Below are 1081 nucleotides of genomic sequence, written 5' to 3' on the forward strand. Positions count from 1 at the left end.
CGCTTTCGGCTCAGGCTCTTATTTTCGGGTTGGGTGCGCAGCAGGTTGAGGACGAATTTGCGCACCACGGCGCAGTTGGCGGCGGCATGGCCGGCCCGTTTGCGGCTGTGGTCTTCGCCAAAGACGACGTCGAGCACCCAGTGCAAGCGGTTTTCAATGCTCCAGTGCCGCCGCACATAGCCTTGAAAATCAGCAGCAGTGCCGTGGTGGCTGCTCAGGTAGTGACGGGTTTCGGTTTGCGTAATCCCGGTGGTTCCCACGGTGCGCGTGGCCACCACTTCCACCAAGGTCTGCAACCCGACCCAGTCCGGCCCCCGCAGGGGAGCGGGCAGCACGGTGGCGGGCAAGACCCGGCAGGTACGCGTTTCCACCCGCCCGTGGGCGGGCTTTTCGCCCGCCATGGTCGCCGCCCCGGCGGAACCGACGGCAGTAAAGGCCGCTTCCACGGCCGTTTGCAGCGCGCCCTGGTTGCCTTTCAGGGCCAGCAGGTACGTGGCCCCGGCCCCAGTGATGGCCCGGGTCACGCTTTTCTGGCACCCGATGGCGTCCATGGTGAGCAGGCAGCCGCCCACGTCAAGCAGGGCCAGCAGGTCGGGCAGGGCCGTGATTTCGTTGGCTTTGTCCGGGGTCTGGTACTGCCCCAGGCACAGCCCCGCCTCGTCGCACCAGGCGTGGAGCAAATGCACGGCTGACGCCCCGCCCTGCGCGTGTGCCGTGCGTTGCGCCTGCAGCGTTGCCGACCGACGCAGGCGCTTACCATCCACGCAAATTTGCGCCCCGCTGGGCAGTACGATGCGGCGCTGCACCCAGTTAATCAGACACTTCTCAAAGGCCCGCGGGTCTAGCCGGCCCATCACCCGGTTGAGCGTATCGTGGGCCGGGATGCCGGATTCAAAGGGCAAGTACTGGCGCAGCCACGCCAGTTTCGCCTGGCCAAAATCGACGATTTCGTCCCATTCTTCGTACCCGCTCAAGCTTGCGCTCACGCACAGAAACAGGATTTCCAGCAACGGATACTGTCGTCGACGGGCGATACGCGGGTCGGGAAGAACCGCAAAGTCGGTCAAAAAAGACGTCAAAC

General features: G+C 64.8%; 1 protein-coding gene. It reads right to left on the reverse strand.

The window, feature by feature from the left end:
* On the reverse strand, positions 1 to 1081 hold a 1081-nt coding region (locus IEW17_RS20610; protein WP_229749186.1), incomplete at both ends, for an ISAs1 family transposase.

It is taken from the genome of Hymenobacter frigidus, from assembly GCF_014640435.1.
In the GTDB taxonomy this organism is placed as follows: Bacteria; Bacteroidota; Bacteroidia; order Cytophagales; family Hymenobacteraceae; genus Hymenobacter; species Hymenobacter frigidus.